Source organism: Acinetobacter sp. ANC 3813 (assembly GCF_002135435.1).
In the GTDB taxonomy this organism is placed as follows: domain Bacteria; phylum Pseudomonadota; class Gammaproteobacteria; order Pseudomonadales; family Moraxellaceae; genus Acinetobacter.
Map to the genome: position 1 here is coordinate 379,336 of NZ_NEGK01000002.1, position 22,484 is coordinate 401,819.

Annotated in this window: 23 protein-coding genes; 12 read left to right on the forward strand and 11 right to left on the reverse strand. The window is 41.6% G+C overall.

Annotated features, from left to right (window positions below):
* Positions 1-178: 178 nt before the first annotated feature.
* Positions 179-2,299: a TonB-dependent receptor plug domain-containing protein gene (locus B9T34_RS04580; protein WP_086211984.1), complete on the forward strand. Its 2,121-nt coding sequence runs from the start codon at positions 179-181 to the stop codon at positions 2,297-2,299.
* Positions 2,300-2,360: 61 nt separating this feature from the next.
* Here B9T34_RS04580 and B9T34_RS04585 read toward each other — a convergent pair whose 3' ends face one another.
* A complete protein-coding gene (locus B9T34_RS04585; RefSeq protein ID WP_086211985.1) occupies positions 2,361-2,639 on the reverse strand; it encodes a hypothetical protein in 279 nt (92 codons plus the stop codon).
* 422 nt (positions 2,640-3,061) lie between these two features.
* Between B9T34_RS04585 and B9T34_RS04590 the strand changes: the two genes are divergently transcribed.
* Together B9T34_RS04590 and B9T34_RS04595 are read left to right on the forward strand one after the other, a co-directional pair.
* Entirely contained in the window at positions 3,062-3,772 is a 711-nt protein-coding gene (locus B9T34_RS04590) for a glutamine amidotransferase (protein WP_086211986.1), read from the forward strand.
* Positions 3,773-3,895: 123 nt separating this feature from the next.
* Entirely contained in the window at positions 3,896-4,525 is a 630-nt protein-coding gene (locus B9T34_RS04595; RefSeq protein ID WP_086211987.1) for a LysE family transporter, read from the forward strand.
* Positions 4,526-4,604: 79 nt separating this feature from the next.
* Here the strand turns inward: B9T34_RS04595 and B9T34_RS04600 are convergent, their stop codons facing one another.
* Together B9T34_RS04600 and B9T34_RS04605 are read right to left on the reverse strand one after the other, a co-directional pair.
* Complete coding sequence (locus B9T34_RS04600) at positions 4,605-5,201, reverse strand: YceI family protein (RefSeq protein ID WP_086211988.1); 597 nt, start codon at positions 5,199-5,201, stop codon at positions 4,605-4,607.
* 194 nt (positions 5,202-5,395) lie between these two features.
* Positions 5,396-5,842: a GNAT family N-acetyltransferase gene (locus B9T34_RS04605; protein WP_086211989.1), complete on the reverse strand. Its 447-nt coding sequence runs from the start codon at positions 5,840-5,842 to the stop codon at positions 5,396-5,398.
* Between the two features lie 271 nt (positions 5,843-6,113).
* Here B9T34_RS04605 and B9T34_RS18990 point away from each other — a divergent pair, with 271 nt between their 5' ends.
* The gene (locus B9T34_RS18990) at positions 6,114-6,647 is read left to right on the forward strand and encodes a nuclear transport factor 2 family protein (RefSeq protein ID WP_171265118.1); all 534 of its coding nucleotides are present in this window, start codon (positions 6,114-6,116) and stop codon (positions 6,645-6,647) included.
* A gap of 39 nt (positions 6,648-6,686) precedes the next feature.
* On the opposite strand, the gene B9T34_RS04620 is transcribed toward B9T34_RS18990, so the two are convergent.
* A complete protein-coding gene (locus tag B9T34_RS04620; RefSeq protein WP_086211990.1) occupies positions 6,687-6,902 on the reverse strand; it encodes a hypothetical protein in 216 nt (71 codons plus the stop codon).
* 330 nt (positions 6,903-7,232) lie between these two features.
* On the opposite strand from B9T34_RS04620, the gene B9T34_RS18860 reads away from it, so the two are divergent.
* Entirely contained in the window at positions 7,233-7,385 is a 153-nt protein-coding gene (locus tag B9T34_RS18860) for a hypothetical protein (protein ID WP_171265119.1), read from the forward strand.
* A 337-nt stretch (positions 7,386-7,722) separates the two neighbouring features.
* Here the strand turns inward: B9T34_RS18860 and tkt are convergent, their stop codons facing one another.
* Positions 7,723-9,711 carry a transketolase gene (gene tkt / locus B9T34_RS04630; RefSeq protein ID WP_086211992.1) on the reverse strand — a complete coding sequence of 663 codons (1,989 nt, stop codon included), beginning with the start codon at positions 9,709-9,711 and terminating at the stop codon, positions 7,723-7,725.
* Positions 9,712-10,407: 696 nt separating this feature from the next.
* On the opposite strand from tkt, the gene metK reads away from it, so the two are divergent.
* The 5 genes from metK (at position 10,408) to B9T34_RS04655 (ending at position 14,852) form a co-directional block, all read left to right on the forward strand.
* Positions 10,408-11,574, forward strand: a complete 1,167-nt coding sequence (gene metK, locus B9T34_RS04635) for a methionine adenosyltransferase (protein ID WP_086211993.1) — start codon at positions 10,408-10,410, stop codon at positions 11,572-11,574.
* A 134-nt stretch (positions 11,575-11,708) separates the two neighbouring features.
* Positions 11,709-12,191, forward strand: a complete 483-nt coding sequence (locus B9T34_RS04640) for an SMI1/KNR4 family protein (protein WP_171265120.1) — start codon at positions 11,709-11,711, stop codon at positions 12,189-12,191.
* 152 nt (positions 12,192-12,343) lie between these two features.
* A complete protein-coding gene (locus tag B9T34_RS04645) occupies positions 12,344-12,688 on the forward strand; it encodes a hypothetical protein (RefSeq protein ID WP_086211995.1) in 345 nt (114 codons plus the stop codon).
* 123 nt (positions 12,689-12,811) lie between these two features.
* Positions 12,812-13,513, forward strand: coding sequence for a VIT1/CCC1 transporter family protein (locus B9T34_RS04650; RefSeq protein ID WP_086211996.1), 702 nt, complete (start codon positions 12,812-12,814; stop codon positions 13,511-13,513).
* Positions 13,514-13,640: 127 nt separating this feature from the next.
* Complete coding sequence (locus B9T34_RS04655; RefSeq protein ID WP_086211997.1) at positions 13,641-14,852, forward strand: YeeE/YedE family protein; 1,212 nt, start codon at positions 13,641-13,643, stop codon at positions 14,850-14,852.
* Positions 14,853-14,928: 76 nt separating this feature from the next.
* Here the strand turns inward: B9T34_RS04655 and B9T34_RS04660 are convergent, their stop codons facing one another.
* The 3 genes from B9T34_RS04660 to B9T34_RS04670 form a co-directional block, all read right to left on the reverse strand.
* Positions 14,929-15,450, reverse strand: a complete 522-nt coding sequence (locus B9T34_RS04660; RefSeq protein WP_086211998.1) for a hypothetical protein — start codon at positions 15,448-15,450, stop codon at positions 14,929-14,931.
* Positions 15,451-15,538: 88 nt separating this feature from the next.
* Positions 15,539-16,318, reverse strand: a complete 780-nt coding sequence (locus B9T34_RS04665) for a TIGR03915 family putative DNA repair protein (RefSeq protein ID WP_086211999.1) — start codon at positions 16,316-16,318, stop codon at positions 15,539-15,541.
* A 2-nt stretch (positions 16,319-16,320) separates the two neighbouring features.
* Positions 16,321-17,580 (reverse strand): putative DNA modification/repair radical SAM protein, encoded by a 1,260-nt coding sequence (locus B9T34_RS04670; RefSeq protein ID WP_086212000.1) that lies wholly within the window; start codon positions 17,578-17,580, stop codon positions 16,321-16,323.
* A 215-nt stretch (positions 17,581-17,795) separates the two neighbouring features.
* On the opposite strand from B9T34_RS04670, the gene B9T34_RS04675 reads away from it, so the two are divergent.
* Both B9T34_RS04675 and B9T34_RS04680 read left to right on the forward strand, forming a co-directional pair.
* Positions 17,796-18,839, forward strand: a complete 1,044-nt coding sequence (locus tag B9T34_RS04675; RefSeq protein WP_086212001.1) for an NAD(P)H-dependent flavin oxidoreductase — start codon at positions 17,796-17,798, stop codon at positions 18,837-18,839.
* A 251-nt stretch (positions 18,840-19,090) separates the two neighbouring features.
* Complete coding sequence (locus B9T34_RS04680) at positions 19,091-19,279, forward strand: hypothetical protein (RefSeq protein WP_086212002.1); 189 nt, start codon at positions 19,091-19,093, stop codon at positions 19,277-19,279.
* A 65-nt stretch (positions 19,280-19,344) separates the two neighbouring features.
* Here B9T34_RS04680 and dusB read toward each other — a convergent pair whose 3' ends face one another.
* The 3 genes from dusB to pgaC form a co-directional block, all read right to left on the reverse strand.
* On the reverse strand, positions 19,345-20,388 hold the full coding sequence (dusB, locus tag B9T34_RS04685; protein WP_086212003.1) for a tRNA dihydrouridine synthase DusB: 1,044 nt from the start codon (positions 20,386-20,388) through the stop codon (positions 19,345-19,347).
* 386 nt (positions 20,389-20,774) lie between these two features.
* On the reverse strand, positions 20,775-21,191 hold the full coding sequence (gene pgaD / locus B9T34_RS04690; RefSeq protein ID WP_086212004.1) for a poly-beta-1,6-N-acetyl-D-glucosamine biosynthesis protein PgaD: 417 nt from the start codon (positions 21,189-21,191) through the stop codon (positions 20,775-20,777).
* Positions 21,181-22,473 (reverse strand): poly-beta-1,6-N-acetyl-D-glucosamine synthase, encoded by a 1,293-nt coding sequence (gene pgaC / locus B9T34_RS04695; RefSeq protein WP_086212005.1) that lies wholly within the window; start codon positions 22,471-22,473, stop codon positions 21,181-21,183. The genes pgaD and pgaC overlap by 11 nt, the downstream gene beginning before the upstream one ends.
* Positions 22,474-22,484: the final 11 nt, after the last annotated feature.

Genomic DNA, 22,484 nt, shown 5'->3' on the forward strand with positions numbered 1-22,484 from the left:
TCAGCCCGCCTCATTACACTAAGCCATTTCCCTATTTTATGTATGGATTTCAATTTATTAGTTCGTTAAAATCTTTAAAAAATATTTTTATGATTCGCCAGATTTAAGCCGTTTTCCTCAATATTTCTCCACACTTTTATTCTAAGCTTACGCAAAATTACATTTGGTACGTCCAATAATGAAACGCATGCCATTCACATTTAAACTCAGCGCCTTATCCATTTCACTACTTGGCCTCTCTGTTAGCGCTTTTGCAGAAGATCTTGCAAAAACGACTCCTGCTCCAGAAGCAGCTGTACAAACCTTGCCAACCATGACCTTTGAAGTTGAGCAAGCACCCGCTGTTGAAAAAGATCCAGATATCAGTGCAGTTGCCAAAACCATCATTAGCCGTGAAGAAATGGAAAAGTTTGGCGACCAAAGTGTGAATGATGCTTTACGACGTGCAGCAGGTTTTCAAATGCCAAGTCCAGGGCAAGGCCCACGCGGCGGCAATGGCAGCATGCGTTTTCGTGGTGGCGGCGCACCCGTATTTCTAATTAATGGTGAACCTGTTCAAGGTGGGCCACGCGGCGGCATGTCAGTCGTAGACAGTATTACACCTGACATGATTGAGCGCATTGAAATTGTGAAACAGCCTAGCGTAGCTCAAGCATCTGTAGCGACATCTGCGGTCATTAATATTATTTTAAAAGAACCTTTAGATGGCACACGTGTAAGCGGTACAGTCCGTGCCGGTTATGGCATGGCTAAATCTAGCCAAAAAGAAGAAGAACGCAAAAATATTTCTCTGCAAGTCGACGGTAAGACTCAACCATGGATGTATAGCGTATCTGCCAATCAGATGTGGAGCGATACAGATTCGATTACCCTAACTGAAGATGCATCAGGGCAAGTCACCTCACAAAAGCGCGTGACCAATCGAACATCGCAAATGCTGAACCCTCGCGCTGAATATGCCATTGATGATCAGCAAAAATTAGTTGCAGAACTGTTTTACCGCAACAATGAAAGCGAAGGCAGCATGCGTGATCAAATTCAGGAAGATAAAAATGACAGTCTTCGTCTGAATACACGCTATGAACGTAAAGACCGCAGTGGCAATTCGGACAAAGTCCGCTTATCAGTTGAACAGCAAAAAGAATCGCAGTTAACTCAATCGAGCCGCAGCCAAAGCTATACCGACGAACAGATTAATGAATATGGTCTGGCTTATGACGGAGTACGTAAATTTGATCAGACCAAGCAAATTAAATTTGGTACAGATCTGCGTTCCAACGAATTAGAAAGCAATATAACCGATACCTTAGATGAACAGCGCTATGCCTTATATTTAGAAGGCAGCTGGCGTTTTACCCCGCGCCAAACTTTAACGCTTGGCGCACGTCAAGAATGGATCAACCGTTCGGGCTTAGTGGAGTATAATGACCAGAACTTAAGCCCTGTATTGGCGCACCGTTTTGATATGACAGAAAACTGGTCACTGCAAACCAATGTTAGCCAAGCTTACCGCAGCCCAAGATCCGAACAGCTGCTGCCGACGGTCAGCGTATCTACAGACAGTGATGCTGGCACATTAAACAACCCTGACCGTGGTGGTAATCCTTATCTGCGCCCAGAAACCATCAATGCGTTTGAATCGACTTTGGGCTATAACACTCCCGCAGGCGGTGTAAACATCACAGCTTATTACCGTGAAATTGAAGATTATATTGAGCGTGCTATACGCAGTGAAGATACGTTAGGACAAGGTTGCAGCAATTCCAACGATCCAAGCTGCCGATTTGTGGAACGCCCTGTTAATCAAGATAACGCCACAACTTACGGCGTTGAAGTCGCTGGCCGCTATGCATTGAAGCAGACTGACACAGGCCATTCATTCATGCTGAATGCACAGCTGTCTACGGTTCGTGCAAAAATTAAGGAAGACAACGGCACCGAGCGCTTAGCCAGTGATGTTGCGCCTTATACCGCCAGTACAGGCTTATCTTATAATTATCAGCCTTGGCATATTTCCAGCAGCTTAAATCTGAATTACACGCCTGAATATTCACGCCAGCTCAATAGCCAGCAATACAACGGCGAACTCTATGAACGTACCAGCAATGAACGTGTGAATGTAGATTTAAGCATAACTAAACGTTTTGATCGCGACTGGGCGGCTTCAATTAATGCGCGTAATATTTTTAGTACCGATTATAAGGAACGCTTAACCAAAGTAAGCGACGGCAGCCTATACCAAGCCCGCAGTAATGAATCTATTCCAAGCTTACTATTTAGCGTCGAAAAGAAATTCTAGAATGAATGCAAAAAAGCCGATATATCTATATCGGCTTTTTTATACTTAGTCTTTCCAACAACTACTTCTTTTGCAAACTTTTCAACAAAGCTGCAATGCGTAAGGTATGATCTTTCTTGCCGACCTTTTCCAGCACCTTATGCTCTACCCACCATAAATAATCAAAGATTTCAGTTTCACTTGATTTATCCTGAATCAATTTAAAAATATTGGGCAGATAATCATCATATTCATCACGCATTGTTGGAATATGCCGAATTCTTAATGGATCCCACTCCTTGAGCAAAATTTTATGTATTGCATGCAGCAGCGTTGCGTCACGGGTATGTTCTGCATCCATAACCCCCCATCCCCCTGTATATTTTATTTTTTGAAATCATATTCTTATCATCATCAAAATCCTTATTTACAGCGCATTTTTTAGCTCAAATATTTAAGCGCATGCTGATGACTTATTTATATAATTTCCATTTTTTAAATCACATTTATAGACTGCTGCAATATAAATAAATTTTCAATTTATATTTTCCTGCATTTTCACCTGCTGCCGCATAAAATCTCAAAACAGTGTGCTTATAATTATATTTAATAAAATTAGTGTGATTTGTATCAATATTATCCAAACAAATTTCAACCCATCAGTCACACATTTCAGCGACAAATCCAACTTTTATGATTTTCCCAGCATTTAATTGAATAGCGTCTTTATATTTCATCTTATTCAGCGTAAATTTCTAGCTATCTATCGATAAAAAAATTGCAATGAATACCAACTTCCCAGACACCATTTATGCTGTTCAGCACTTAGCTTTTGAAGATCTTGGCGCTTTAGAAGATCTGTTTTATCAACTGGGTTTTCGTGTCCGTTATTTTGAGGCGGGTGTGGATGATCTGACCAAAGCTTTTGAACACACAGGCCTCACCATTATTTTGGGCGGTCCTATCGGTGTGTATGAGACAGAAGATTACCCATTCCTTCAAAAAGAAATAGACTTACTTAAAGTACGTTTAAATAAAAAACTGCCAACGATAGGCATATGCTTAGGCGCACAATTAATTGCTCATGCTCTGAGCGCTAAAGTCTATGCGGGTCATACCAAAGAAATTGGCTGGAGCACCTTGCAGCTTCCTCATCTTTCAAACAGTATATTAGCGCCGCTGCAGGACACCCCTGTTCTGCATTGGCATGGCGATACCTTTGATCTGCCCAAAAATGCTGAACTGCTGGCCAGCTCTAATTTATATCCACATCAAGCGTTCAGTGTTGGTGACCATATATTAGCACTGCAATTTCATATTGAAGTCGCTGCAGACAGTTTAGAGAAATGGCTGATTGGCCATACCTGTGAATTACGCAAAGCCAATATAGATATTCCATCCCTGCGCAAAGACAATGAACAGTTTGCGGCTAATCTTGAAGCCCAATCTGCTCAAATATTTACAGCATGGATGGCAAAGCTCACTCAGGCTTAATGAGAAATGGAAAACTGTCAGCATGTATCACCCTTTATTACATCAACAGTTTTCCAACGCTTTTCTGATTTTTAATACTCTCAAGATTTATAAAATCTTTATATACACGTTGGCTTGATTCAAATGACTCCATTAATCAGTATCGCCCTTATTCATTTTTTTGCCTTAATCAGTCCAGGCCCTGATTTTTTCTTTGTTACGCAAAGCGCAATCCGACAATCCCGTTCGCATGCCTTATTTGCAGCTTTAGGCATTTCGTTGAGTATCTTAGTTTGGTCTATCTGCGCCATCAGCGGATTGCATTTTTTATTTCAGAAAATGGCTTGGCTGCAGCAGGTTTTAATGATTTTAGGCGGCCTGTATTTGCTTTATTTGGGTTATCAATTGCTCAAATCTGCTTTGAATAAACAGCCCGTGCTTTCAGTACAAGAAGCGCTTCATACCCCTTCGCAAAAGTCACACAGTAAAATTTTACTGCAAGGTTTTTTCACTAATATGGCCAATCCTAAAGCCTTGGTCTATTTCAGCAGTGTTTTCTCGATTGGCATCAGCGCAGAGGCTAGCATCTTTGAACAAAGTTCACTATTGGCCTTGGTCTTTGTTGAAAGCCTGCTGTGGTTTGCTGCAGTTGCTTTAGTTTTTTCTGCGCCTAAAATGAGTGCGTATTATCAAAAATTCAGTAAAAAAATTGACGGCATTACCGGCGGTATTTTTATCAGTTTTGGCTGTCTGCTGATTTTAAACCGTGACTGATACCGCTCATAAAGTTTAGCCAATAAAAAAGCACCAATAAAGGTGCTTTTTTATTTTAGTCTCAGGGGGAAACTATAACTTATTTTGCTGCGGCTTTCGGCGCTGGAACAGATGCTTCAGTCGTAATGTTTACAGTAATTTTATCGCCAACATTTGGCACATAAGCGCCTACGCCAAATGCTGAACGATCAAATGAAGTCGTCGCATTGAAGCCAATAGACTCTACTTTAGTCATTGGATGTACACCTTGTTTATTCAATACAGCATCTAAAACAACAGGTTTTGTCACATCTTTAATGGTCAAATTACCTGTAATTTTGTATTTAGTCTTGCTGATTGCCTGAACTTTTGTACTTTTGAATGTGATATTTGGATATTTTGCCGCATCAAAGAAATCAGGTGTTTTTAAATGCTCATCCAGCGCTTTTACATTGGTATTCAAGCTAGATAATGGAATCGTTACATTCACTGATGAATTTGCAGGTTTCGCATTATCTACATTGATAACGCCTTGAATATCACTGAAATTCGCAGATGGTGTAGAAAAACCAAAATGGTTCCAAGAAAATACAGTTGCTGTATGCGTTGGATCAATCTGATAAGCCACAGGCTTCGCCATAGTGAATGTTGCTGCAGAAGCAACTGCTAAACCGATTGTTAATGCTTTAAAGTTCATGTTTTTATCTCACTTATGAATACCAACAACTCTATAGATTTCTACAAAAAAAACATCGTTAAAGATAAAACGTTTTGTTGCATCTTTAGAACGATATCCGCTTCAGCGCCATCAAACAGATAGCGCTTTGCTCGTTTTGCAATGAATTTAGTAAAATCAATATTTAAAACTTCATCTTTAAAAATAACGCGGCCTTAGATTCGGTATTGTATAAATCCTGTCTTTTTCGCTACACGGTCATACAATTTTTGTGCTGTTTCATTATTGTGATGCGTCAGCCAGTACACTCTGTCGCACTGACGCGCCATTGCCGTATCGTAGACCTGCTGAATCAGTTTCCTTGCAACCCCCTGTCCGCGATATTCATCTAGTGTAAATAAGTCCTGCAAATAGGCATAAGGCTGAATTGTCCAGCAGCTGTCATGCTCAATCACATGCACGATCCCTACAACTTCATATTCAATCACTGCGGCAAAGCCATACATATGCGGCACATCCGCACTGCTGAGTTTAGTCCATGTATTTTGGCTAATATCTTCTAAAATATTTGCGCCATAAAATGTTTGATAGCCCTGCCATAAAGGCATCCATTGCTCTTTACGAATACTCTGCAATGGTTTGATTTCAATCGATTGATTCATACTTTTCCTTAACTGATTCCAATTTACAACCCATCTAATCTGTATTTTTGACTTAGATTTCAACTACTGCATACTTTGCTTTCCCAGTGTCTATAATTTTAAAATTTTTGATTTTTAAATGCTCAATTGCATCATCTTGTTGTTTCTGTGAATATTCCCAATATTAGGAAACTGTTTACTGCACTGGCAAGGTTTTTTTATTTCATTTTTTGTTTATGATTTTTTGTATCAGATTCATTTAACAAATGAAATTATAGCCATGGAGAACCACATGTCAGAACAAAATTCAGCGCAAAATGCCATAGAGAAAGCGCTTCAAACTAAACTCCCAAAAGATGTCGTACTGGCTTTTTTATATAATTCAGGCAAAGAAACTGTGGCCGATGCCGCTGAAAAATTAGTCGCGGCAGATGCCGAATATGTTTCTCTCAACTTCCGCAACCCAGAACTAAAACAGATTGAACCATGGGCTGGCTCAACCCAAGGCCGTGATATTTATGTTTATACGTTTGAAAATGTAGGAACTTATTGGAATGTCGATGATTTCCAAATTACAGATATTCTTGCAGAAAATGAATTGGTTGCGGTCTTTGGACAATTCACATATACATCTGTTTATGCAAAAAACACATTCACGTCTCCATTCTCAATCAAAGCGACTGTTAAAGACGGTTTGATTACCTTTTTTCAGTTCATGGAAGATACTTATGCATCTGCTTCATCCTTCCGTGTAGGCGGAGAATGGATTATTCAGCAGGATGCAGATTCAAGTAAAAACTTTAAAGTTTCAGCTGCAACTGTTTAATCATAGATATAAAAAAATCCCCAGATGGGGATTTTTTTATTATAGCTTCTCAACCAAAATTCGATCAATTTGCTTTGTACCACTTTGCTTTTCATGATTCTTGCGGCGAACTTTAATCACCTTTTCTTCTGCAAGATTTTGAAGCATTAATTCCACGGCAACCATGGCCTCAAGCGGTAAATCCTGCCCAATCCATTTCTGCTCGCCAGCGTCCATCAAGATTACTTCATCATTGATTTGGTCATATAGGCTCATATTTTCCTCACTTATGCTGAAATGCATTTCATTTCAAATGAATACTCAATGAATGGCGACACTATATACCTATTGATAAAAACATCAAACACAAAGTTGCTAAATTACATTTATAGGCTTTTTATCCACTTCTGTATGTTTAGAATACTTTTACCAATATCTTTCACATAATGAATAGCAATAAATATTTTTAATACTTCTATTTTTTCTTTGGGTTGCATACTAACAAGCTCAATTATTAGTCCAAATTTATCTGCAAAAGCTACTCAAATTTACAAACCATACAAAAATACCGAAACCGTCGAAAATATCCAGCCGAGGCTTTATAAATTGAAGTCGCTCAATGTGAGTTTTTCAAGCCGAATTCAGCGTCCAGAATATTTAACGCAAGATTCCATTACCGAACTTTATAAAGAAAAAATAGAAAATACACTCAAAGAAAAAAATATGCTTGCTGATGCCTCTACAGCTCAGCCCATTTAGATTGATCTCGCTATTAATCAAAAACGTATTTTTGCAGGTGAAGCCTTAGGGCAAAAATTAGCTGGAAATTATGCGCACAGTGAACTGCAATATACTTCTACGATTACATACCAAAACTCACCGCTTGCATCTTATAAATCAGAAAAATATATTGGTATTGGAGAAAGCGGGAGCTTCGGGAAAATATTTAGAGATTTATCAGGCGAAGGAAAACCTGAACACGAAATTAAAGACGTTGAAGCTTTTGCAGAAAAAATTGCAGATCAATTGCCTAAATAAATAAGAATAAAAAACGCCCCAATAATGGGGCGTCTTTTTTACAGTAAATCCTTAAAGATTAAGCTGTAATTTCTTTCACTGCTGCAACAACCGCATCAGCTGTAATACCGAAGTGCTGGTATAAGTCTTTTGCAGGAGCAGATTCGCCGTAAGTCGTCATACCGATCACACGGCCGTCTAAACCTACAAATTTCCACCAGTAGTCTACATGCGCAGCTTCAACAGCTACACGTGCACGCATTGCAGCTGGAAGCACTGCTTCACGGTAAGCCGCATCCTGTTTCACGAATTCTTCAGCACATGGCATAGATACAACACGTACACCGTCAAGCTGAGCATAAGCATCCATCGCCAAAGAAACTTCTGAACCAGTTGCAATGATGATTGCTTTCAATTCGCCTTTTTCTTCTGCCAATACATAACCACCCTTCGCAACGTCAGCAATTTGCTGTGCTGTACGTGTTTGGAATGGCAAGTTTTGACGAGAGAAAATTAACGCTGTAGGACCTTCAGAACGAAGTAACGCAGATTTCCAAGAAATTGATGCTTCTACAGTGTCACACGGACGCCAAGTGTTTAAATTAGGCGTACCGCGTAAAGACGCGATTTGTTCTACAGGCTGATGTGTAGGACCGTCTTCACCAAGACCGATTGAGTCGTGTGTATAAACATGGATCACGCGCTGTTTCATCAACGCAGACATACGCACAGCATTACGCGCATATTCCATGAACATTAAGAATGTTGCTACATAAGGAACGAAACCGCCGTGAAGCGCTACACCGTTCGCAATAGCCGTCATACCAAATTCACGTACGCCGTAATGTACATAGTTGCCTGCTGGGTTTGACTCAACGCTTGTCGCGCCTTTCCAAAGAGTCAGGTTAGAACCTGCAAGGTCAGCAGAACCGCCTAAAATTTCTGGAAGCTGCGGCGCAAATGCTTGAATCGCATTTTGGCTTGCTTTACGTGTTGCAATTGTTTCCGCTTTTGCATTTACTTCTGCAATATAAGCATCTGCTTTAGCTGCGAAGTCAGCAGGAAGATCACCTGAAAGACGGCGTTTTAATTCAGCCGCTTCAGTTGGATATTTCGCTGCATACGCTGCAAATACATCATTCCAAGCAGATTCCGAAGTTGAACCTTTTGCTTTTGCATCCCAAGCTGCATAAATATCAGCAGGAATTTCGAATGAACCTTCTGTCCAGCCTAAAGCTTCGCGCGTTAACGCGATTTCGTCATTGCCTAAAGGCGCACCATGGCAATCTTCTTTACCTTGTTTATTTGGTGAACCTAAGCCAATAATCGTTTTACAGATAATTAAAGTCGGTTTAGCTGTTTCAGCTTTAGCTTCTACAGTCGCAGCGCGAATTGCATCTGCATCATGACCGTCAACTTTAAGCACTTGCCAGCCATAAGCAAGGAAACGCTGTTCTGTATCGTCAGAGAACCAGCCTTCTACTTCGCCGTCAATTGAGATGCCGTTGTCGTCATAGTAAGCAATCAGTTTACCTAGACCTAAAGTACCTGCCAAAGAACATGCTTCATGAGAAACACCTTCCATTAAACAGCCATCACCCAAGAAGCAGTAAGTGTTGTGATCAACAACTTTGATGTCTTCTTTGTTAAATTGAGCCGCTAAAGTTTTTTCAGCAAGCGCAAAACCTACAGCATTTGCAATGCCTTGGCCCAATGGACCAGTCGTTGTTTCAATGCCTGGCGCATAGCCTAATTCTGGGTGACCCGGAGTTTTAGAATGCAATTGACGGAACGATTTCAAATCTTCAATTGAAAGGTCATAACCAGTTAAGTGCAATAACGCATATTGCAGCATAGAACCATGGCCGTTCGATAATACAAAACGGTCGCGGTTTGCCCATTGCGGGTTTGTTGGATTGTGATTTAAAAATTCACGCCAAACGACGTCAGCGATATCCGCCATCCCCATTGGCGCGCCTGGATGGCCTGAGTTAGCCTTTTGCACAGCATCCATTGCCAATACACGTATTGCATTAGCAACACGGCGTTCATTAAGTGGGGTCGTCATAGGTTAGCGTCCAAATAAATCGTTTAAAAGAATAAAATGAATAACAATTCAAAACTGCCGTACATTGTCTTAAAAAAAGCGTACAGGGTAAAGACTAAGGTCGATTTTTTCACGAATAATTCGTAAGCAAAAACGGTTTTCGTACAGTTGTTGAACAACTTTAGGTGTATATAAATTTGAATGCCTAATTATTGCGCCGACCTGTCGACTTATACTTAAAATGATTTCGAATACAGTCACTTAAATTTGACTCGGGTTTTTATATGACTGTGATTGGCCAATATTGAAGATTTCAGCTTTATTATTTTATTACAGTCACTTACAAACACAATGAATATAATTCATCTTAAATAAAATATAATGAGAAATATCATTAATAAAAAATAAAGCCTGAACTGCTCAAAAAAATAAAAAACATCGATAAAAATATAATATTAAATAAAATACAACAACTTAAAGCAATACACCTTCAGATTATGCTTGCAATGCATCTTTAAGCAGGCCGCCTAATAAAAGATGACTTATCTTGTTTCAGAACATCCATTTTGCAGCCTTTATCAATTTTTTAGATGGTCATATCAATTAAAAAGTCCATAAATTGAAATAAATTCACCCATTTTGATCGCCATGCGCTAGTCCTTTAAAGCAACTCGATGTAACATATTGCGTCTTTTGAATTTAACTGTGATAGGACTTATGCGCGAGTACGCTGTATTTACCTCGGAATCTGTAAGCGAAGGCCATCCAGATAAAATGGCTGACCAAATCAGTGATGCTATTCTGGATGCAATCTTAAAAGAAGACCCATATGCACGGGTTGCTTGTGAAACGCTTGTAAAAACAGGTGCTGTAGTACTTGCTGGTGAAATCACAACAACTGCAAACGTTGACTTTGAAGCAATCGTTCGCCATACCGTAAATGGCATTGGCTATCATCATACCGACTTAGGTTTTGATGGTTCAACTTGTGCGGTTATTAACATGATCGGCAAGCAGTCTCCTGAAATCGCTCAAGGTGTTGACCGTCAAAAACCTGAAGATCAAGGTGCTGGCGACCAAGGCCTAATGTTCGGTTACGCAAGCCGTGAAACTGATGTTTTAATGCCTGCTCCTATTTCATATGCTCATCGTTTAATGGAAAAGCAAGCTGAGTTGCGCCGCGACGGCACTTTGCCTTGGCTGCGTCCAGATGCGAAAAGCCAAGTGACTTTTGCATATGAAAATGGCAAGCCTGTTCGTTTAGATGCTGTTGTGCTTTCTACTCAGCACGATCCAGATATCTCTCAAGCCAACTTGAAAGAAGCTGTGATTGAAGAAATTGTGAAAAAAATTATCCCTGCGGACATGTTCCATGCTGGGACTAAATTTCACATTAACCCAACTGGCCTGTTCGTGATTGGCGGACCTGTGGGTGACTGCGGTTTAACTGGCCGTAAAATCATTGTAGATACTTACGGCGGCATGGCGCGTCATGGCGGCGGTGCTTTCTCTGGTAAAGATCCATCGAAAGTTGACCGTTCTGCTGCGTATGCTGGCCGTTACGTTGCGAAAAACATTGTGGCAGCTGGTCTTGCAGAGAAATGTGAAATCCAAGTGTCTTATGCAATTGGTGTTGCTGAGCCAACTTCGATTTCAATCAACACATTTAACACAGGCAAAGTATCAGACGAATTAATCATTCAATTGGTTCGTGAACACTTCGATCTGCGTCCGTACGGCATTACCCGTATGCTTGATCTGATTCAGCCAATGTATAAGCAAACTGCTGCTTATGGTCACTTTGGCCGTGAAGGTTCAGATACTGCATTTACATGGGAAAAAACTGACAAAGTTGAAGCGCTTAAAGCATCTGCTGGCCTTTAATTTTAAAATTTTTCATAAAAAAGCCTGCATTTTTGCAGGCTTTTTTATTGTCCAAATATTGCTCAAAATTATATTGACTTAAATTAAACCTCAACTTATTAATATAAATACAAGAAGATATGAAGAATGAGATTATGCCCTTTCCATTAGAATATAAATTTATTACTGCGACTGAAGAACAATTAGGATTCAATTTTCCAGAAAAATATAAAGCCAAAATGCAAATTGATAATGGCGGTGAATTCGGCATTAGCCTTTCAGATGAAGATGAAGATGAAGATGAAGATGAAGATGAAGATGAAGATGAAGATGAAGATGAAGATGAAGATGATTACATTGAATCATGGTTTCTTTTTCCCTTCCAAGACACCACCGATATAAAACGAATTAAACGTACAATGGGCCACCTTGTAGAAGAGCACAAATCGACTCGTGAAATTGAGGATTTCCCCGCAAACAGCGTCGCCATTGCACATAATGGCGCAGGTGATTATTTATTGATGCGGGCTGCTGATGATTCGCAATTGGGTGAAGAAATTTACTTATGGCGCCATGATGACGTTGAGTTTATCTATCTCATCGCATCCTCAATTGCAGAACTCATTCAATATGAATGATAAAGATCAAACTAATCATAGCTTTCCACGCTCAAAATCAGGTTGACATGAATTACACTAAATAAACAATTTTTGATCGATTGTTGAATATTTTTTCAGCTAATATATTTTCAGCCCATGCTACAGGGCATAACAAAAAAGAGGAAAACACAATGAATAAATTACTTGTTGCTTTAGGTTTGGCTGCTACTGTTGCATTGGTTGGCTGCAGCAAAGAAAAAGCGCCTGAAACTGGCGCAACGACTGGCGAACACCTAGAAAATGCTGCTAGCCAAGCGACTCAAGATATCCAAAATGCGACGGATAATGCGGCATCTGAAACTCAAGCTGCTGCAGATAATGCCGCTGCTAAAATTGATGCTGCTACAGATGAAGCTGCTGCTAAAACTGAAGCCGCTGCGCATGACGTAAAAGAAGCAACGAAAGACGCAACTGCCCATGCTGCCGCGGCAGTTGAACAAGGCGCTGCTGATGTAAAAGAAAAAGCTCAGCAATAAGCTGCAATTTATAAAAAAGCCTTCTAAATGAAGGCTTTTTTTGTGTTAATAAATAGGCCTAGGCTTGCATCCATTGGGCAAAGCCCTTCATCATGTAGAAAATTAAAGTAAAGAGCATGCAATATGTCTTTTTCACATCATAGCGAAAAACATTATATTCAGCGTACTGGCTGGCTGCGCGCCTCAGTGCTAGGCGCAAATGACGGTATTATCTCTGTTACCAGCCTCATCGTCGGCATGGCGGCAAGCGGCGCCTCAACGCATACCTTGCTCATCACCTGTGTCGCAGGTTTAATTTCAGGTGCAACCTCTATGGCTGCAGGCGAATATATTTCAGTTAAATCACAGGTCGATATCGAAAAAGCTGACTTGCACATGGAAGCGCGTGAACTGGAAAAAAATCCGCATCATGAATTAAAAGAACTGACTCAGATCTATATACACCGCGGTTTAAGCCCAGAACTTGCACATGAAGTTGCAGTTCAGCTCACAGAAAGAGATGCTTTGGAAGCGCATGCCCGTGATGAAATCGGCATTCATGAAAACACCTCAGCCAATCCACTGCAGGCTGCGGGCTCCTCTGCCGTCGCTTTCTCTCTTGGCGCGCTTTTCCCGATGCTGTCCATTCTGCTTAGCCCAGATCAATATGTATCGCAAACAGTGATGGTCGTTGGAGTCTTATCGCTGGCTTTTTTAGGCGCGTTATCCAGTTATTTTGCTGGCACCTCAATGCTGCGCGGCAGCTTACGCGTAACGCTCTGGGGGATTATCGCTATGGCTTTTGCCGCATGGATTGGCTCAATGTTTGATGTATCACCCATCTAATAATATAAGTTTTACCAATATAAAAAATCAGATATACACATTATGTATTTATACATAATGTGTCTTTAACAGATATAGATTGCGTACAATATCCCGACTTATTTAGTTTGAATTATCTCCTGTCCTTATGTCTGTTATTGCAGCACCTGCAAATCGATCTAATATATCGGTTTGGGTGTCTTTTTTACTTTTAATTTTAGGTACACTTGGCGCATACCAAGTGGTTGGCATCAATCAAGCCCTGCTGTTTCTTGTTGGCGGTGCGCTGGGTATGACGCTTTATCATGCTTCTTTTGGCTTCACCTCAAGCTGGCGCGTCTTTATTAAAGAACGCCGCGGCCGCGGTTTGCGTGCACAAATGATCATGCTGGCCTTAGCAGTTTTGCTGTTCTTCCCTGCTTTAGGCGCAGGAGAACTGTTTGGCAACCCAGTCAAAGGCAATGTTAACCCTGTATCTGTGTCTGTCATGATTGGCGCATTTATTTTCGGCATTGGCATGCAGCTGGGCGGCGGCTGTGCTTCGGGCACGCTCTATACTGTCGGTGCTGGCAGCATGCGTATGATTGTTACGCTCATCTTCTTCTGTACAGGTTCTTTGATTGCCACTACGCATCTAGACTGGTGGTTTAATTTACCGCATTTAGCGCCCATTTCCGTGGTCCAAAGTCTTGGAGTTATTCCTGCCCTGCTGCTGAATTTTGTGCTTTTCGCCTTAATTGCTGCTGTGACGGTTTATTTTGAGAAAAAGCGCCACGGCAGTTTAGAAGCTGAACCTCAAAGCCAGAACCAAGGGTTTAAACGCTTTTTACGCGGCCCATGGCCATTGGTGTGGGGCGGCATTATCCTAACCCTATTGAACTTTGCAACCTTAGCTTTGGCAGGCCGTCCATGGGGAGTCACTTCAGCTCTTGCGGTTTGGGCAGCTAAAACCGCCAGCTTTGCTGGCTTTGATGTTGCCTCTTGGAATTATTGGCAACAGCCTGCAAATGCAAAAGCATTAACTGAATCATTATGGTTTGATGTTACGTCGATGATGAACTTCGGCATTATGCTTGGCGCTTTACTTGCAGCAAGTCTTGCAGGCAAATTTGCACCAAACTTTAATATTCCTAAGCGTTCACTCTTAGCCGCTATCATTGGCGGTCTATTACTTGGCTACGGCGCACGTTTGGCTTATGGCTGCAATATTGGCGCATATTTCAGCGGTATTGCTTCAGGCAGTGTTCATGGCTGGTTATGGCTGATCTTTGCCTTTATAGGCAATAGCATTGGCGTAAAACTCCGTCCGGTTTTCTTCCCAGGTGAACGCCCTCAGCCAGAAAAACTGACTGGCTGTTAATCACTTGAGTCAAAAAGAAAAACCCATCTACGGATGGGTTTTTTATGTGATCAATCTAAATAGAATAAAAAGACTTTTACTTAGGCGTTAAAGCTTCACGCAAGTTACAGCCAAAACCCATAATTTGCTGGGCCTGCTTATAGCTGCTGTAATCGCTCAATGCAAATGCATAAAATGCATCTGCTGTTGCAAATTTCTGCTTTAAACCTTTTTGCGCCGCACCATCTAAAACCACGCCATCCAGCAGATTCAAATTGAAGTGACCTAAACGGTACAGTTCATTAAAGTAAGAATTCATCATCTTGCAGTAGGCTTCTTTGGTTGGCTTTAAAGATGTAGAGCTGACTGCATGCAAATGCAGTGTTTTTAAATTATTCACATCTAAAACGGCTTGGTCCGAAAAGGCTAAACTTTCTGTTTTTTTGAAATTCTGGAAATCCATTGTGAGTTGTACATTCAGCCGATCAATTTTATGCTGCAAGTCTTGGGTATTTTGAACACGGTATGCAGCTGTATCTATTTCCGCCTGCGGTTTATCGTCTTGGGTACAAGCAGTCAATACTGTACATAAAAGCACAGATGCATAAATAGGTTTCATTTCACACTCAATTCAACGTCCAATCTCCTGCGCCATTATGCCCGAAATTTTCTGTTAAAGAAGTCCGATACACCTATGCATGCTCAGTTCAAAGTGTTTTTTCATTCATATAGCGCCAGTAACGCTTTGGCACATATTGAATGTGAAGTTTCATATTTTTTCGCGCTTCAATATTTACACTTCTGAAATAGTCTTTCCATAACTGATCATACAGAGCCTCATCATCATCCAGTTCAATACTAAAGTCTTGGCTATGCCCTATCGTGATCTGACTATCTATCGCCAATGCATCCATTTGCACCTGATGCACTTCATTTAAATCGTAATATAGACCATATTTGCGCTTTTCATCGTAAATCAGCCAGCGTTGATCCTGATAACGGCGTTTGAAATGACCCTCTATAATAGGCAGTACGTTAAAATCTGGGGCTATCAGACTGAGGAATAAGCCGTCCTTACTTTTTTTAAACCGTACAAAAGCTTCCATCCGATGCTTTTCCCGTCCAACCTGCTTCGCCCATTGCGACACACCCAGTACATCAGCATGACCATAGTCTTGATCGACTGACCGCTGCGACTGAAAGATATACACTGCAAAATTAAAGCAATGCTGAAATGCCTGATCCTGCTCAGACAAAAAGCTGTAATAAAACCTTTTTAATGCACCAGCAGAGGCTTTTTGCTTTAAACCTTGCCAGACGCGCTGCGCCTGCTCATCATTGGATGGCACATCTACAGAATCATCAAATAAACCTGACTGTGCATGCGGATCAGAGCTCACCGAGACATTAAATTCTTTAAATTGAAATGCTCTAAATATGCAGCTTAGTAAGCCAGTCATGGTGCCATCAAATATATAGCGCGCCATTTTTAAAAACCGAAACCCAATTGCGGTGACAGCTGCTGCGTATATTTTGAATTTCCTTCTTGTAAAATTTGATTACGGATTTGGCTCTCGCTCTGATCACGCAGAAATTTAGGCGTATCTGCACAGCGGATAAAATGCTGTGCACGGTTATAGGCCACCCCCATCCGTTTGAGCTGATCAATATGGATTTGACCAAAACGGCGCGCTTTGACAATTTTTTTAGCAGAAGTCACGCCTATACCGGGTACACGCAAAATCATACGGTAGTCTGCACGATTAATATCGACAGGAAAGGCTTCAGGATGTCGCAGCGCCCAGCTGAGTTTAGGATCAACCTCTAAATCCAGATTAGGATGTGCATCATCGACAATTTCGGATGCTTCAAAACCGTAGAAACGCATCAGCCAGTCACTTTGATATAAACGGTTTTCGCGCAGTAGTGGCGGCGCAGAACCAATGGCTGGCAGTGCTCTGTCTTCTTCGTTAATTGGAATATAGCCCGAGAAATACACGCGCTTCAGCTTAAATTCTTTATAGTGCCGATCCGCCATCATAATGACATCTTGATCTGTTTCCTGCGCAGCGCCCACGACCATTTGCGTGGTTTGCCCTGCAGGTACAAATTTCGGAACGTGCCGAATCACTTGATGTTCTTCTTTGAGCTGAATCAGTCTGTCGCGCACAATCCCTAAATCTTTTTGCACTTCGGCATGGCTTTTTTCAGGTGCAAACTGTTGCAAACCCGCTTCAGTAGGCATTTCCAAATTAATGCTCATCCGGTCTACATAAAGACCCGCTTCAGTAATAATTTCTTGTGATGCACCCGGTATGGTTTTTAAATGAATATAGCCATGAAAGTTTTCTTCCAGACGCAATTTTTTCACCACTTGCAGCATACGCTCCATGGTGTAATCCGCAGATTTAAAAATCCCAGAACTGAGAAATAAACCTTCAATATAATTACGGCGATAAAAATTCATGGTCAAATCGACCACTTCCTGAACGGTAAATGCAGCGCGTTTGACATCATTAGAACGGCGCGACACGCAATAGGCGCAGTCGTAAATACAGACGTTAGAAAAAAGAATTTTCAGCAGCGATACACAGCGCCCATCTTCGGTGTAACTATGGCAAATACCATTTCCTGTATTGCCAATCCCCTTATCTTTATTTTGGCGCTTGCTGCCGCTGGAAGAACAGGACACATCATATTTAGCCGCATCTGCCAATATTTGCAGCTTTTCACGGATACGTTCAGACATGAGAGAAACTTCATAACATTTTTACTTCGACATTTAAATTATATCCTGCACAGTTAAGCCAAAAGGCTCTGACAAGCTTTTCCACGACACAGCATGTCGTTTTAATGACCTCACCCGTTTCTGCCTAAATGCACTATTTTGGCAATAAATAACGAATATTATTTGCCAAACTGGGTCTCCTTGGGCAAAGTGAAGAGATACAAGGAGATGCAAATATGACTTTATTAGAACAATTAGGCATTAAACACCCATTTCTTTTAGCGCCTATGGCAGGTGTGTCTACACCTGAATTGGCCGCAGAGGTTTCTAACCAAGGCGGATTAGGTTCTTTGGGTTTAGGCGCCAGCACAGCATCTTCTGCCCGCGAACAAATTTTAAAAACTCAGGAACTGACAGATCAGCCCTTTCAAGTGAATTTTTTCTGCCATCAGCCAGCAGTTTTAGATGCACAAATTGCACAGCAATGGATTGACTATTTAAGCCCGCAATTCCAAAAATACGGCGCTACACCGCCTGAACAGCTCAACTGCATTTATCCCAGCTTCTTAGATAATGATGATTTCTTGAATGTTGTGTTGGAAACCCAGCCTAAAGCGGTCAGTTTTCATTTTGGCATACCGCATGCGCACCAAATTCAAGCGCTCAAAGCAGCAGGTATCCTTACACTGGTTTCTGCAACAAATTTAGCTGAGGCCTTAGCAATTGAAGCTGCTGGCATTGATGTCATTATTGCGCAAGGCATTGAAGCTGGAGGACACCGCGGTATTTTCAATGAAACTTTTGACAGCAGTGTTAGAACAGCCGATTTAGTTCAATTGATCAAAAAACATTGCCAGCTGCCAATTGTCGCCGCGGGCGGAATTATGACTGGCCAGCAAGCGAAGGTATTACTCAATTTAGGTGCAGATGCGCTGCAGCTGGGAACTGCTTTTGTACAATGCAAAAGCTCGAATGCCAACATTGCTTACCGTAAAGCGCTATTTGACCAGCCTATAACTCAAATTACGGCCAGTATTTCGGGCCGCCCAGCGCGCGGCTTAATTAATCATTGGCATATGCAAATTGATACGCCTGAACGTCCTCAAGTTCCCGCCTATCCATATACCTATGACTTAGGCAAGCAGCTTCATGCCGCTGCTGTACAGCATAATGATCACGGTTTTGGCGCGTTTTGGGCAGGCAGCAATGTTGCACAAATTCGTGAATTGGAAGCAGCAGATCTAATCAATCAGCTGGTTTTGGAAATGAATTTTGCATAATGCTTAAATCTGCACGGCTTGAGTTTTGTATAATTCAAGCTGTGCATTTCAGAAATTGAAAATTGCCCAATGTCATAGGGGCTACAGCATTCGCACATAATTTAATTTATAAATTAATTCTATGTGATTTAATGCTTTATATTTAATCAAATCTACTTATTTCCAATCAAAAATACCCAAAACTAGGGATAAATCCATTTGTGGTATTTATGTTAATTTAGCCACATTATTTCAAATAAAAGTTAAACAGCATGGCTATTGCCTTACTTGCATTGGTAATTCTTGGTTTTTCTGCCGACAGCGTGATGCACATCAAAAAAGAACCGGATCAGGCTAGTATCGTCATACAAGAGCAGAGCCAAAGTAAAACTGCAGCAGACAATAAAATACCTAGCAGTGACATAAAAACTGATGTCGCTCCGACACAAAACATTAAATAAAAAATCAGCTCAAAGCATAAGTGCTTATCCTTAAAGCCTTATGCGCTGAGAAGCATGCTTTTAAATTATTGATCCAATAAATTTACATGCTCTATTTGCACATCACTCATTAAATTGCCATGCGCCAGCAAATGATCGAAGTAAGCCTCTACCACTTTATACTGGTCTGCTGTCGATTCCACTTTATACATATTTTGACGGAACTCGTTGCTTGAGTGCAGGCCTTTGGTGTACCAAGCAATATGCTTACGCGAAATGCGGCAGCCCGAATATTCCCCATAAAACTCATACAGCTCGCTCAAATGTCCAAGCAATACTGTTTTGACTTCTTCAATGCTGGGCGCGGCCATATGCTCACCTGTTTCGATAAAATGCGCGATTTCACGAAAAATCCACGGACGGCCTTGCGCTGCGCGGCCAATCATCACCGCATCTGCGCCAGTATAATCCAGTACATATTTGGCTTTTTCTGGCGTGTCGATGTCGCCATTGGCAATGACTGGAATATTCAGCATACTTTTCACTTCTTTAATCAGTGAATAGCGTGCTGTATTTAAATACATATCTTCACGGGTACGCCCATGCAATGCCAACGCAGCAATCCCTGCTTCTTCTGCACGCTTGGCCACCCGCATGATATTTTCGTGGCCATTCAAAAAGCCTAATCTGGTTTTCAGCGTTACAGGCTCATCAACCGCTGCCACCACAGTATCTAAAATTCGGGCAACCAGTTCTTCGTCTTGCAGCAAGGCTGATCCTGCAAGCTTATTGCAGACTTTTTTTGCAGGACATCCCATATTGATGTCCACAATCTGTGCGCCATTCGCTACTTGATAGCGGGCTGCTTCAGCCAAATCCTGCGGATCTGAACCTGCAATTTGAGCCGAGATAGGTGCAATTTCCCCATCAAAATTGGCACGGTATAAACTCTTTTTGCTCATGCGTAATGTTTTATCAGAGGTCATCATTTCACTGACAGCATGACCTGCGCCAAAATATTTGCATAAGGTACGGAACGGCCGATCTGTTACTCCCGCCATTGGCGCGACCCAGAGCTTTTGACCAATAGGCTTATCAAATAATTCTTTGATTACAGTATGCTGAGTCATGCAATTTTTCCGCGCGCGATGGGTTGCACGCTATTCAGTGGTATGACCAGACCAACGGCTACGTATGCAGCGCATTATACCAAGGCTAGAGCTTTAGCCGTGCATTGAACCGCATATACTTTGTGATCAGAGCAACTACACTGAAATAGCGTGAAAGAGAATTTTAATGGGATGCAAGTCTAAAACTTTCTTCACTAAAACTCTAGCCAAGCCGCCATTTAATGATTAAGTAAAAGTAATTTTATTGGTTTTATAGGATAAAACATCCAAATCGCCTGAAAATAATAGCCCCCTGTTAAACAAAATAATTTCTTTGAAACCAAATAATAAAGCCCTATTCATTAAGGGCTTTTATACATCTAAACAATTTCAACACAGCATAGGGCTTATGATTCAATCCGTACAATTTTGCCATGTTCATCGTGATGCACAATGCTGATTTTTTTCTGACGCCCCTGCTCGACTTCCTTTACAGGCACATTAAAATGATGCACATAGTCTGTCATGGTCTTGACTTGAGTCTTTTCCACAGTTTTAGCAGGCATGTAGTTTGACCACAAAAGCAATGCTGCTACGCAGGCAAACAAAGCGGTAATGCCATGCTCAAGACCTAAGCCAAAAGAGCCAAACAAATGCTGCAGCACATGATGTTTCTGCAGACTCATTAGCCCTGCAACAATTAACACTGGACGCCACAGCAGCAGCCAAACCGCCCACATCATGGCGGTACTGGTGTTTGAAGCATAGCGTTTATGCCATGGCAGCTGGCGCCTTAAATCGATAATTAAACTATTACTTTTCATTGATTTTATTCTCTAAAAAATTATTTAAGCGTATACCGCGGTCTGGACTGACCCAGCGCGCCCGTTGCCCTGTACCTAATTTCAAAACTTTTGGAAATGCGACAATACTGGCTGTAATGGTGATTAGCCAAAACACAAAGGGATACCAGATCATCCAGAAATAGTTCTTGCCCAGTGAAGGCTCGTAGCGGCTATCCATCCATTTACTGATTGCAAACTGCAGCAGACAGGTTGCGCCAAGCAACATGCCCGTACCATATGGCAAGAAAGGAGAACTGACTTCGCCTATACCGCTAATCGGCATAATAAAATGCAGCAGCCAAACCACAGCCAAAATCAGCATGAGATAGGACCAGACCAGAGTCAGAATCAATTCCATCATCAGCGGCCATAAAAAATTCAGCTGCGGCTTCAGCAAAACATCAATATTTTTCAGCAGTACTTGCGCGCCGCCCATAGCCCAGCGCAAACGCTGCATCCACAAGCCCTTAAATGTTTCAGGCATTAAAATCCAAACCAGTGCATTTGGCTCAAAGTGGATATTCCAGCCAGCGCGCTGCAGCTTCCAAGTAATATCAATATCTTCCGTCAGCATATTCGGCGACCAGTAACCCACGGAATGCACCGCGCTCTTACGAAAAGCTGTAATGACACCTGATACCGTAAACAAACGCCCGAAACTTTGCTGCGCCCGTTTAATCATGCCAACAATGGAAGAGAACTCACCCACTTGAATCCGGCCAATTAAAGTAGAACGTGTGCGAATGCGTGGGTTACCTGTAACTGCAGCAACCGTTTCATCTTTTAAAAAATGGCGCACCATCCACGAAGCGGCATGCGGATCGAGCAGCGCATCTCCATCAATGCCAATTAAAAATTCCGCATCAGTCAATAAGCTTCCCGCTTGCAGCGCCATAGCTTTGCCTTGGTTTTTTGCCAGATGCACCACGCGCAATTTTTCATATTGCCCAGCCAAGCGGTCCAGCACCTCAGCTGTATTGTCTGAACTGCCGTCATTAATCGCGATCACCTCAAAATTTGGATAGTGTAATGACAATGCATGACCAATGGTTTCTTCAGCATTATCCCCCTCATTAAAGCAAGGCACCAAAACAGCAACCTTTGGTGATTCGGCCAAAGCCGGAGGCTGCTGATACTGCGGGTCTTTACGCTCTTTCCAGTAAAAGATCAGGGCGCCAATCATCCATAAATAAGACATGAACAGCGGATAATAAAAGACAAAGTGCAAAGCAGAATGCCAAAATTGCTGTAGAGCTGACATATTGAATTCCT

Bases quoted from the DNA above. Each gene is read 5' to 3' on its own strand.
- dusB (WP_086212003.1), bottom strand. From the start codon at position 20,388: ATGACTCAGCATACTGTAATCAAAGAATTATTTGATAAGCCTATTGGT.
- B9T34_RS04650 (WP_086211996.1), top strand. From the start codon at position 12,812: ATGTCTTTTTCACATCATAGCGAAAAACATTATATTCAGCGTACTGGC.
- B9T34_RS04640 (WP_171265120.1), top strand. From the start codon at position 11,709: ATGCCCTTTCCATTAGAATATAAATTTATTACTGCGACTGAAGAACAA.
- pgaD (WP_086212004.1), bottom strand. From the start codon at position 21,191: ATGAAAAGTAATAGTTTAATTATCGATTTAAGGCGCCAGCTGCCATGG.
- B9T34_RS04670 (WP_086212000.1), bottom strand. From the start codon at position 17,580: ATGTCTGAACGTATCCGTGAAAAGCTGCAAATATTGGCAGATGCGGCT.
- B9T34_RS04655 (WP_086211997.1), top strand. From the start codon at position 13,641: ATGTCTGTTATTGCAGCACCTGCAAATCGATCTAATATATCGGTTTGG.
- B9T34_RS04680 (WP_086212002.1), top strand. From the start codon at position 19,091: ATGGCTATTGCCTTACTTGCATTGGTAATTCTTGGTTTTTCTGCCGAC.
- B9T34_RS04660 (WP_086211998.1), bottom strand. From the start codon at position 15,450: ATGAAACCTATTTATGCATCTGTGCTTTTATGTACAGTATTGACTGCT.
- pgaC (WP_086212005.1), bottom strand. From the start codon at position 22,473: ATGTCAGCTCTACAGCAATTTTGGCATTCTGCTTTGCACTTTGTCTTT.
- B9T34_RS04590 (WP_086211986.1), top strand. From the start codon at position 3,062: ATGAATACCAACTTCCCAGACACCATTTATGCTGTTCAGCACTTAGCT.
- metK (WP_086211993.1), top strand. From the start codon at position 10,408: ATGCGCGAGTACGCTGTATTTACCTCGGAATCTGTAAGCGAAGGCCAT.
- B9T34_RS04595 (WP_086211987.1), top strand. From the start codon at position 3,896: ATGACTCCATTAATCAGTATCGCCCTTATTCATTTTTTTGCCTTAATC.
- B9T34_RS04645 (WP_086211995.1), top strand. From the start codon at position 12,344: ATGAATAAATTACTTGTTGCTTTAGGTTTGGCTGCTACTGTTGCATTG.
- B9T34_RS18990 (WP_171265118.1), top strand. From the start codon at position 6,114: ATGTCAGAACAAAATTCAGCGCAAAATGCCATAGAGAAAGCGCTTCAA.
- B9T34_RS04620 (WP_086211990.1), bottom strand. From the start codon at position 6,902: ATGAGCCTATATGACCAAATCAATGATGAAGTAATCTTGATGGACGCT.
- B9T34_RS04580 (WP_086211984.1), top strand. From the start codon at position 179: ATGAAACGCATGCCATTCACATTTAAACTCAGCGCCTTATCCATTTCA.
- B9T34_RS04600 (WP_086211988.1), bottom strand. From the start codon at position 5,201: ATGAACTTTAAAGCATTAACAATCGGTTTAGCAGTTGCTTCTGCAGCA.
- B9T34_RS04585 (WP_086211985.1), bottom strand. From the start codon at position 2,639: ATGGATGCAGAACATACCCGTGACGCAACGCTGCTGCATGCAATACAT.
- B9T34_RS04605 (WP_086211989.1), bottom strand. From the start codon at position 5,842: ATGAATCAATCGATTGAAATCAAACCATTGCAGAGTATTCGTAAAGAG.
- tkt (WP_086211992.1), bottom strand. From the start codon at position 9,711: ATGACGACCCCACTTAATGAACGCCGTGTTGCTAATGCAATACGTGTA.
- B9T34_RS04665 (WP_086211999.1), bottom strand. From the start codon at position 16,318: ATGGCGCGCTATATATTTGATGGCACCATGACTGGCTTACTAAGCTGC.
- B9T34_RS04675 (WP_086212001.1), top strand. From the start codon at position 17,796: ATGACTTTATTAGAACAATTAGGCATTAAACACCCATTTCTTTTAGCG.